The 10,472-nt window shown below is 71.9% G+C and carries 6 protein-coding genes; 3 read left to right on the top strand and 3 right to left on the bottom strand.

Annotation, left to right across the window (positions count from 1 at the left end):
- The coding region (locus ACFV6I_RS21855) for a PQQ-binding-like beta-propeller repeat protein (protein WP_380427115.1) at positions 1-1,372 on the bottom strand (1,372 nt) is incomplete at its 3' end.
- Positions 1,373-1,778: 406 nt separating this feature from the next.
- On the opposite strand from ACFV6I_RS21855, the gene ACFV6I_RS21850 reads away from it, so the two are divergent.
- The 3 genes from ACFV6I_RS21850 to ACFV6I_RS21840 all read left to right on the top strand — a co-directional run bounded on the left by ACFV6I_RS21850 (position 1,779) and on the right by ACFV6I_RS21840 (position 6,777).
- Positions 1,779-2,957, top strand: coding sequence for an ROK family transcriptional regulator (locus ACFV6I_RS21850; RefSeq protein ID WP_063349467.1), 1,179 nt, complete (start codon positions 1,779-1,781; stop codon positions 2,955-2,957).
- Between the two features lie 245 nt (positions 2,958-3,202).
- The gene (gene dxs, locus ACFV6I_RS21845) at positions 3,203-5,110 is read left to right on the top strand and encodes a 1-deoxy-D-xylulose-5-phosphate synthase (protein WP_363368836.1); all 1,908 of its coding nucleotides are present in this window, start codon (positions 3,203-3,205) and stop codon (positions 5,108-5,110) included.
- Positions 5,111-5,247: 137 nt separating this feature from the next.
- Positions 5,248-6,777, top strand: coding sequence for a glycosyltransferase family 39 protein (locus ACFV6I_RS21840; RefSeq protein ID WP_244293472.1), 1,530 nt, complete (start codon positions 5,248-5,250; stop codon positions 6,775-6,777).
- Between the two features lie 73 nt (positions 6,778-6,850).
- Here the strand turns inward: ACFV6I_RS21840 and ACFV6I_RS21835 are convergent, their stop codons facing one another.
- On the bottom strand, positions 6,851-8,980 hold the full coding sequence (locus tag ACFV6I_RS21835; protein ID WP_063349469.1) for a 3-hydroxyacyl-CoA dehydrogenase NAD-binding domain-containing protein: 2,130 nt from the start codon (positions 8,978-8,980) through the stop codon (positions 6,851-6,853).
- Positions 8,981-8,982: 2 nt separating this feature from the next.
- Entirely contained in the window at positions 8,983-10,227 is a 1,245-nt protein-coding gene (locus tag ACFV6I_RS21830) for an acetyl-CoA C-acyltransferase (RefSeq protein WP_063349470.1), read from the bottom strand.
- Positions 10,228-10,472 lie beyond the last annotated feature (245 nt).

Here is a 10,472-nt window from a genome sequence, read left to right as displayed (position 1 = left end):
GGGGTGGCGGCGGTTGCGGCGGGCGGGCCGGCGCGTGCGTGTGGGGGGGGGCGGCGGCGGCCCCGCCCGCGGGGGCCCCCCCCGCGCCGGGCTCCTTGACCGACATCTGGTTGCCGGGCTTGTTGCTCTTGTCGAACGGCAGGATGTAGTCGCCGTTGGGGCCGCTGCTCATCAGCAGTACCAGCGGCTGGTCCTGGACGACCTTGTCGATCCGCTCGATGCTGCCGGTGAGGGTGATCGGCGTGCTGGCGGCCTTGCCGCTGTCGGCGTCCACGACGACCAGCTGCGACTTCGGGCCGGAGCCGCCGTAGCAGCGGTCGTTGACCGCGATCTGGCTGCCGGCCGCGCGGCCGTAGAGGCTGCAGTCCTTGTCGCGCGGCTGGAACTGCCAGGCCGCCGAGCCGTTGTCGATGTTCAGGCCGCCGACCACGTTGCCGCCGATGGCGACCACCTTGTCGGTGACGCTGAGCGTCGGCGAGGACATCCGGTCGGTGGAGACCTTGACGCTCCAGAGCAGCTTGCCCTGGCTGACGTCGACGGCGCCGATGGTGGAGCAGTCGCTGTCACCGGTGTTGAAGGAGACGGCGGCGATGTTCTTCGAGTTGGTCGAGTAGGAGGCGGTGCACACCTCCTTGCTGCCGGCCGGGACCGGGATGTTCCAGGCCTCCTTGCCGTCGGAGGTGTTGTACGCCCGGATGCCGGTGCTGTCGGCGCGCACCGCGACCTTGTCGCTGCCCCAGATGCCGAGCAGCTGCGAGCCGCTGTCCCCGGTGGCGGCCTTGGGGGCGTTCCAGGCGATGTTGTACCCGGCCCCGCCGGTGTTGCCGCCGGTGCTGCTGCCGGTGGTGCCGTCGGCGGTCGGGGCGTTGGTGACGGTGCCTCCGGAGGTGGTGGTGCCACCGGACGTGGTGGTGCCGCCGGAGGTGGCGTTCGGCGTGGGGTCGGGGTCGTTGCCCTTGAGGAGCACGACCAGCCCGGCGACGATGGCGATCGCCAGGACGCCGCCGATGATCCCGCCCCACAGCATCACGGGGTTGCGCTGCTTGGGCGCGGGGGGCACCGGCGCGCCCGGGTAGTACCCGGGCTGCTGCTGCGGGTATCCGTAGCCGGCGCCGTAGGCCTGCCCGCCGTCCGGCGCGCCGTAGGCGCCACCGGGCATCGGGTCGTACGGGCCGACCGGCGCACCGGCCGGCGGCGGCGGAGCCTGGCTGGGGAAGGCGGCCGCGGTCGGCGCGTACGGCTGGTAGCCGGCACCGGCACCGGCACCGGCACCGGCGGCGGGCGGCTGCGCGGGCGGAGCCGGCGGCTGGGCCGGCGGCGGCCCGGCGGGCGAGGCCGGGCGCGGGATCGCCGCGCCGTCGAGCTGTGTCATCTGGTCCGCCACGGCGGCCGGGTCCACGCCGCCGGGCGGGCGCCCGAACGAGACGCCCCGATTGTCCTGCGGGCTGCTGCCCGACGCTTCGCCTGCCCCCGGCGTAGGGTGATCCCCTGCCATCTGATTCCCCGTCATTCCTGGAAGCGTCCCCCTGCCGATACCGCCCCGCGGTCCGGGGGGACGCGTGAGATAGGGCACCATGCTAGTGGCGAGTGTTTTTCGGTCGAACCCAGGACTCCGCAGGCCCGTTTCCGTCCGTTCCCCCGCCGCTTCCGGGCCCGCCGCCACCGGCCCCCGTCGTACCGCCCAGGTCCGATCCGCGCCGATCCACGGCACAGGCCCTACCCTTCAGGAGTTGAAGGGGACGTCCGGCGGAGGGGTCCCCGCCCTGGGAGGGTGGATCATGTCGACGGACACACCGGGCTCGCAGTCGTCCTTGCACCGGGCGAACCTGGAGCGGGTGCTGCGCGCGGTGCGGACGGCCGGTTCGCTGACCCAGGCCGAGATCGCCCGCGGCACCGGCCTGTCCGCGGCCACCGTCTCCAACATCGTGCGGGAGTTGAAGGAGAGCGGCACCGTCGTGGTCGCCGACACCTCCTCCGGCGGCCGGCGGGCGCGCAGCGTCTCGCTCAGCGGGGACGCGGGCATCGTGGTGGGCATCGACTTCGGCCACACCCACCTGCGGGTCGCGGTCGGCAACCTCGCGCACCGGGTGCTCGCCGAGGAGAGCGCCCCGATCGACGTGGACGTCTCCGCCGCGCAGGGCTTCGACCGGGCCGAGGCGATGGTGGAACGGCTGCTCCGGCAGGCCGGGTTCCGTCCGGAGAAGGTGATCGGCGTGGGCCTCGGCGTGCCCGGCCCGATCGACGTGGAGACCGGCGCGCTGGGCTCCACCGCGATCCTGCCCGGCTGGACGGGCATCGCCCCGGGCCGGGAGCTGGCCGAGCGGCTCGGCATGCCGGTGCACGTGGACAACGACGCCAACCTGGGCGCGCTCGGCGAACTGGTCTGGGGGGCCGGGCGGGGGCTGAGCGACCTCGCGTACATCAAGGTCGCCAGCGGGGTCGGCGCCGGACTGGTGGTCAACGGCCAGATCTACCGCGGGCCGGGCGGCACCGCCGGTGAGATCGGGCACATCACCCTGGACGAGGCCGGGCCGGTCTGCCGCTGCGGCAACCGCGGCTGCCTGGAGACCTTCGTGGGCTCCCGCTACCTGCTCTCCCTGCTGACCCCGACCCTCGGGCCGGACCTCACCCTGCCCCGGGTGGTCGAGCTGGCCCATCAGGGTGACCTCGGCTGCCGCCGGGTGATCGCCGACGCCGGCCGGCAGATCGGCACCGGCGTCGCCACCCTGTGCAACCTGCTCAACCCGCGCCGGGTGATCCTCGGTGGCGACCTCGCCGAGGCCGGTGAGCTGGTGCTCTCCCCGATCCGCGACTCGGTGGCCCGTTACGCCATCCCGAGCGCCGCCCGCCAGCTCTCGGTGGTCCCCGGCACGCTGGGCGGCCGGGCCGAGGTGCTCGGCGCGCTGGCGCTGGTGATGAGCGAGATGGGGGAGTCCGGGGCGCTGGGGCGCGGCTGAGCCGCCGCGGCCCGGATCGCGCCCGAACATTCATTCGTCAATCCAGGGTGACGCGCGACCCCCGGGCCGACCTCCGGGAATGGCGGTAACGGGTCGGTGGCACCGGCCGCGCCGCTCGGTGTCCGGCAAGCGGACATTAGACTCGACCGGTCGGCACCGGCCGCGACCGCCGGCCCGCCGCCAGACCGGGCAGCGACGCCCGTCGGACCGCCCGCGGTCCGCGAACACTGAACGAGGAGGAACGGGTGGCCCTGCTGACCCGCATTCGGGGACCGCGTGATCTCGACCGGCTCACGCCGGGACAGCTGGCCGCACTGGCCCAGGAGATCCGGACCTTCCTGGTGACCGAGGTCGCCAAGACGGGCGGCCACCTCGGCCCCAACCTCGGCGTGGTGGAGCTCACCATCGCGCTGCACCGGGTCTTCGACTCGCCGCGCGACCGCATCCTCTTCGACACCGGCCACCAGAGCTACGTCCACAAGCTGCTCACCGGCCGCCAGGACTTCTCGATGCTGCGGATGAAGGGCGGCCTGTCCGGCTACCCGTCCCGCGCCGAGTCCGAGCACGACGTGATCGAGAACTCGCACGCCTCCACCGTGCTCTCCTACGCCGACGGCCTGGCCAAGGCCAACAAGATCCTCGGCAAGCCGGACCCGGTCGTCGCGGTCATCGGCGACGGCGCGCTCACCGGCGGCATGGCCTGGGAGGCGCTCAACAACATCGCCGACGCCAAGGACCGCCCGCTGGTCATCGTCGTCAACGACAACGAGCGCTCCTACTCGCCGACCATCGGCGGCCTGGCCAACCACCTCGCCACCCTGCGCACCACCCAGGGCTACGAGCGCTTCCTCTCCTGGGGCAAGGACGCGCTGCAGCGCACCCCGGTGGTCGGCCAGCAGCTGTTCGAGACGCTGCACGGCGCCAAGAAGGGCCTCAAGGACTTCATCGCCCCGCAGGGCATGTTCGAGGACCTCGGCATCAAGTACATCGGCCCGATCGACGGCCACGACCTGACCGCCCTGGAGTCCGCGCTGACCAAGGCGCGCGGCTTCGGCGGCCCGGTGATCGTGCACTGCCTCACCGAGAAGGGCCGCGGCTACCACGCCGCGGAGAACAACGACGAGGACCGCTTCCACGCGGTCGGCAAGATCCACCCGGAGACCGGTCTGCCGATCCAGAACGCCGGCGGCCGGAGCTGGACCTCGGTCTTCGCCGAGGAGATGGTCGCGCTCGGCCACGAGCGGGACGACATCGTCGGCATCACCGCCGCCATGCTCCACCCGGTCGGCCTCGCGCCCTTCGCCGAGGCCTTCCCGGACCGCATCTTCGACGTCGGCATCGCCGAGCAGCACGCCGTCACCAGCGCCGCCGGCCTGGCCACCAACGGGCTGCACCCGGTCTTCGCGGTCTACGCGACCTTCCTGAACCGGGCCTTCGACCAGGTCCTGATGGACGTCGCCCTGCACAAGCTGGGCGTCACCTTCGTGCTCGACCGGGCCGGCGTCACCGGCGACGACGGCGCCTCGCACAACGGCATGTGGGACATGTCGATGCTGCAGATCGTCCCGACCCTGCGGCTGGCCGCCCCGCGCGACGCCGACCAGGTCCGCGCCCAGCTGCGCGAGGCCGTCGAGGTCAAGGACGCCCCGACCGTGGTCCGCTACTCCAAGGGCACCGTCGGCCCGGCCGTCCCGGCGGTCGGCCGGATCGGCGGCATGGACGTGCTGCGCGCCGCCGAGGAGCCGGGCGGCACGCACCGCGCGGACGTGCTGGTCGTCTCGGTCGGCGCGATGGCCGCCACCAGCCTGGAGGTCGCGGACCTGCTGGCCGCCCAGGGCATCACCGCCACCGTGGTGGACCCGCGCTGGGTCAAGCCGGTGGACGCCGCCCTGCCGGGCCTGGCGGCCGAGCACCGGGTGGTCGTCACGATCGAGGACAACGGCCGGGTGGGCGGTGTCGGCGCCGCGGTGGCGCAGGCGCTGCGCGACGCGGACGTGGATCTGCCGGTGCGCGACTTCGGGATTCCGCAGGAGTTCCTGGACCACGCGAGCCGGAACGAGATCCTGGCCGAGATCGGCCTGAACGCCCCGGACATCGCCCGAAAGGTGACGGCCCTGGTCGCCAGCCTGGACGCGGCTCGGGTCGAGGCCTGAGAACGGGCCCGGAGCGCGTTCCACCGACGACTGTTCGTCGTAGCCCTGTAACAGTTCGTCACGAAACAAGCTGACAATCGCACCGAAAGGCGGGACCGGCGCCGCCCGCGCCGATCCCGCCCGGTAGGTTGTCATCCGTGCCCACCCCCACCCGCTTCCGCCTCGCCGGACTGGCCGAGCGCCTGCCCGAGCGCGTCCGTACCCATGTGCAGACCGGGTACTGGACGAGGCTGGTGCCGGTGCTCGCGCTGGTCGCACTGCTCACCCACATCCCGTCCTTCGCCCGGCCCGTCTGGAGCCCCGACGAGGGGTTCCTGGCCACCCAGGCCCGGATGCTGGCCGACGGCGGAGTGCTGTACGACACCGTGGTGGACCGCAAGCCGCCGTTGCTCCCCTGGCTCTACCAGGCCTGCTTCACGATCTTCGGCTCCGCCTCGCTGTGGCCGCTGCGCACCCTGGCGGTGGGCGCCCACCTGGTCACCGCGATCCTGCTGGCGTCCATCGCCCGCGGCCGCTGGGGCAACCGGGCCGGGGCCGGCGCGGGACTGCTCTACCTGCTGGTCTCCATCGGGCTCTCCCCGGAGGACACCCAGGCGGCGACCTTCGAGGTCTTCATGCTGCCCGCCATGGTGGCCGCGTTCCGGTACGCCGAGCGCCGCCGCTGGCTGGCCGCGGGCATCGCGGTGGCGCTCTGCTCGCTGACCAAGCAGACCGGCGGCGCGGTGCTGCTACCGGTGCTCTGGATGCTGTTCCAGGACGCCCGCCGGCGCGGGGTGCGCTGGCCGCCCGCCCTGTTCAAGATCGGCTTCGGCTTCATCCTGCCGATAGCGCTGGTCGCGGTCATCCTGACCAAGCCCAAGGGCTTCCTGTTCTGGGTGGTCACCGGCAGCGGGGACTACGCCTCCTTCGGCGGTGCCTGGCTCCAGATGATCGGCCGCGCGCTCGGCAACTCGGCCATCCTGGTCGCGGCCGGGCTGGGCTTCCTGCTCCCGGTCGGGCGCCGGCTCTGGCTCAAGCACCGCCACCGGCCGCTGCCCGTCGCCGGGGAGGAGCACGGCTCCACCGGGGACCTGTGGGTCTGGCTGGCGTCCTCGGTCGTCGCGGTCAGCGTGGGCTTCCACTTCTTCGGCCACTACTACCTGCAGCTGATCCCCCCGCTGGTGCTGCTGGGCACCGGGGCGGTGGCCACCTCGGCGGTCCGCTGGAAGCCCGTCCTGGTGTACACCACGGTCGCCTCGACGGTCTTCTGGGCGCTGGCCCTGGCCTGGCCGGGGGAGCGGCTCAACCGCACCACCGAGGTCGCCACCGCGGTCGCCGCCCAGACCACCCCCAAGGACACCGTGCTGGTCTGGGGCATGCACCCCGAGCTGTACTGGCTGGCCGACCGCAAGCCCGCCACCCGCTACCTGACCGCCGGCTTCCTGACCAACTACAGCGGCGGCAAGGACGGCAACGCCAACGTGGGCGAGCAGTTCAGCGTCAGCAACGCCTGGCAGACCTTCGACAAGGAGCTCGCCGACAACCTGCCCGAGGTCGTGGTGGACGACTCCGGCATCGCCCCGTACCAGCCGGTGCTGGTCCCGCGGATCGAGAACCTGCTGGACACCCACTACGAGATGGTCGGCGTCTTCGCCGACACCGTGGTCTACCGCCTCAAGAAGAGCTGACCGCCCCCGCACACGCCGGAGCCCCCGTGACCGTCCAGGTCACCGGGGCTCCGGCATGCGGTGGCGCTGCGCGTTACGCGGGCACCGAGGCCACGCCGGGGGCGAGGAAGCGCTTGCCGTTCACCCGCTCCGAGACGCCCTCGCGGTCCAGGTACGGGGTGATCCCGCCCAGGTGGAAGGGCCAGCCGGCGCCGGTGATCATGCAGAGGTCGATGTCCTGCGCCTCGGCGACGACACCCTCCTCCAGCATCAGGCCGATCTCCTGGGCCACGGCCTCCAGGGAGCGGTTCAGGACCTGCTCCTCGGTCAGCACGGTGTCGCCGAAGGACAGCAGCTCCAGCACCTCGGGGTCGAGGACCTGCTTGCCGTCCACCCAGGTGTAGAAGCCGCGCTTGCCGGCCTTGACCACCTTGCCGAGGTTCTCGGAGACGGCGAACCGCTCCGGGAACGCGCCGTGCAGGGTCTCCGAGACGTGCAGCGCGATGGCCGGGCCGACCAGCTCCAGCAGCACGATCGGGGACATCGGCAGGCCGAGCGGCTCGACGCCCTTCTCGACGGTGGCGATCGGGGTGCCCTCGTCGATGATGGTCTGGATCTCGCCCATGAAGCGGGTCAGGATCCGGTTCACCACGAACGCCGGGGCGTCCTTGACCAGCACCGAGGTCTTCTTCAGCTTCTTCGAGACGCCGAAGGCGGTGGCCAGCGAGGCGTCGTCGGTCTGCTCGCCGCGGACGATCTCCAGCAGCGGCAGGATCGCGACCGGGTTGAAGAAGTGGAAGCCGACGACCCGCTCGGGGTGCTTCAGCTTCGAGGCCATCTCGGTGACCGACAGCGAGGAGGTGTTGGTCGCCAGCACGCAGGTCGGCGAGACCACGTTCTCCAGGTCCGCGAAGACGGTCTGCTTGACGCCCATCTCCTCGAACACGGCCTCGATCACGAAGTCCGCGTCGCCGAAGGCGGCGGCCTTGTCGAGCGAGCCGCTGACCAGGCCCTTGAGACGGTTGGCCTTGTCCTGGCCGATCCGGCCCTTGCCGAGCAGCTTGTCGATCTCGGCGTGGACGTAGCCGACGCCCTTGTCGACGCGCTCCTGGTCGATGTCGGTGAGGACCACCGGCACCTCCAGACGGCGGGCGAACAGCAGCGCCAGCTGCGAGGCCATCAGACCGGCGCCGACGACGCCGACCTTGTTGACCTGGCGGGCCAGCGACTTGTCCGGCGCGCCGACCGGGCGCTTGGCCCGGCGCTGCACCAGGTTGAAGGCGTAGATGCCGCTGCGCAGCTCGCCGCTCATGATGAGGTCGGCCAGGGCCGCGTCCTCGGCGTCGAAGCCGGCCTGGAGGTCGGAGTCCTTGACCTGCTGGATGATGTCCAGCGCCTTGTAGGCGGCCGGCGCGGCGCCGTGCACCTTGGCGTCGGCGACCAGGCGGCCCCAGGCGACGGCGTCGTCCCAGGCCTTGCCGCGGTCGATCTCCTCGCGCTCGACGACGACGTCGCCCTTGAGGACCTTGGCGGCCCACAGCAGCGACTGCTCCAGGAAGTCGGCCGGCTCGAAGATCGCGTCGGCGATCCCCAGCTCGAACACGTCCTTGCCCTTGAGCTGCTTGTTCTGGTTCATCGAGTTCTCGATGATGACCTTGATCGCCTTCGAGGGGCCGATCAGGTTCGGCAGCAGGGTGCAGCCGCCCCAGCCGGGGACGAGGCCCAGGAAGACCTCCGGCAGCGAGAACGCCGGGACGCCCGCGCTGACCGTGCGGTAGGTGGCGTGCAGGCCGACCTCGACGCCGCCGCCCATCGCCGCGCCGTTGTAGAAGGCGAAGGAGGGGACGGGCAGCGCGGCGATCCGCTTGAAGACCTCGTGGCCGCCCTTGCCGATGGCGAGCGCGTCCGCGTGCTCCTTGAGCAGCTCGACGCCCTTGAGGTCGGCGCCGACCGCGAAGATGAACGGCTTGCCGGTGACGGCGACGGCGACGACCTTGCCCTCGGCGGCCTCGGCCTCGACCTGGTCCAGCGCGGCGGACAGCTTCAGCAGCGAGCCCGGGCCGAAGGTGGTCGGCTTGGTGTGGTCGAAGCCGTTGTCCAGGGTGATCAGGGCCAGCTTGCCGGCCTGCAGCGGCAGGTCCAGGTGGCGCACGTGCGCGGTCGTGACGACCTCGCCCGGGAACAGCTCGGCGCCGTGCTGCAGTAGCTCAGTGGTGCTCGTCATGTTCACTTACCACCCTCGAGCTCGGACGACTTTTCCGCTCCGCTCCAGTGCGGGTTCTCCCAGATGACGGTCCCGCCCATGCCGAACCCGATGCACATCGTGGTGAGGCCGTAGCGGACGTCCGGGCGCTGCTCGAAGCGGCGGGCCAGCTGGTTCATCAGGCGCACGCCGGAGGAGGCCAGCGGGTGGCCGAAGGCGATCGCACCGCCGTACGGGTTGACGCGCTCGTCGTCGTCCGCGATGCCGTAGTGGTCCAGGAAGGACAGCACCTGGACGGCGAAGGCCTCGTTGACCTCGAAGGCCTGGATGTCGTCGATGGTCAGACCGGCCTTGGCCAGCGCCTTCTCGGTGGCCGGCACCGGGCCGATGCCCATGACCTCGGGCTCCACGCCCGCGAAGGCGTAGGAGACCAGGCGCATCTTGACCGGGAGGCCGAGCTCCTCGGCGACGTCCTCGGCGGCCAGCAGCGAGGCGGTGGCGCCGTCGTTGAGGCCGGCCGAGTTGCCCGCGGTGATGTTGCCGTGCGGGCGGAAGGGGGTCTTCAGGCCGGCCAGGCTCTCCATCGTGGTGCCCGGGCGCATCGGCTCGTCCACGGTGGCCAGGCCCCAGCCGGTCTCGCCGACCTCGGGGTTGGTGTTGCGGATCGAGATCGGCACCAGGTCGGGCTGGATGTCGCCGTTGGCGTACGCCTTGGCGGCCTTCTCCTGCGAGCGCACGGCGTAGGCGTCGCAGCGCTCCTTGGTCAGGTGCGGGAACCGGTCGTGCAGGTTCTCCGCGGTCATGCCCATGAACAGGGCGGACTCGTCGACCAGCTTCTCGGAGACGAAGCGCGGGTTCGGGTCGACGCCCTCGCCCATCGGGTGGCGGCCCATGTGCTCGACGCCGCCGGCCACGACCACGTCGTACGCGCCGAAGGCGATGCCGCCGGCGGTGGCGGTCACGGCCGTGAGCGCACCGGCGCACATGCGGTCGATCGAGTAGCCGGGGACGGACTTGGGCAGGCCGGACAGCAGGGCGGCGGTGCGCCCGATGGTCAGACCCTGGTCGCCGATCTGCGTGGTGGCCGCGATGGCGACCTCGTCGATGCGCTCGACGGGCAGGTTCGGGTTACGGCGCACGAGCTCCCGGATGCACTTGACGACCAGGTCGTCGGCGCGCGTCTCGTGGTAGATGCCCTTCGGGCCGGCCTTGCCGAACGGGGTGCGGACGCCATCGACGAAGACGACGTCCCTCGCGGTACGAGGCACGGGGGCTCTCCTCCCAGGGACCAACATTTGAGGTGGGCAGGCTGCCGCCGGTGAAGACCCGAGCGGCGCCGCTCCACCGCCATGCTACCGGTCGGTAACCAACCTGCCCAGGCCTCACGGAGGGTTCACCCCGTGTGTCCCGCGACACGTCCGACCGGCGGGGTTCGAAAGACGGACCCCGGATACGCCGAAGGGGGCGCCGTCACAAGGACGGCGCCCCCTTCGGAGGCGCTCCAGGTCCGTCC

It is taken from the genome of Kitasatospora sp. NPDC059803, assembly GCF_042732255.1.
In the GTDB taxonomy this organism is placed as follows: Bacteria; Actinomycetota; Actinomycetes; order Streptomycetales; family Streptomycetaceae; genus Kitasatospora.
Note: the sequence above shows the minus strand (reverse complement) of the source record. Positions and strands in the feature narration are given on the sequence as shown.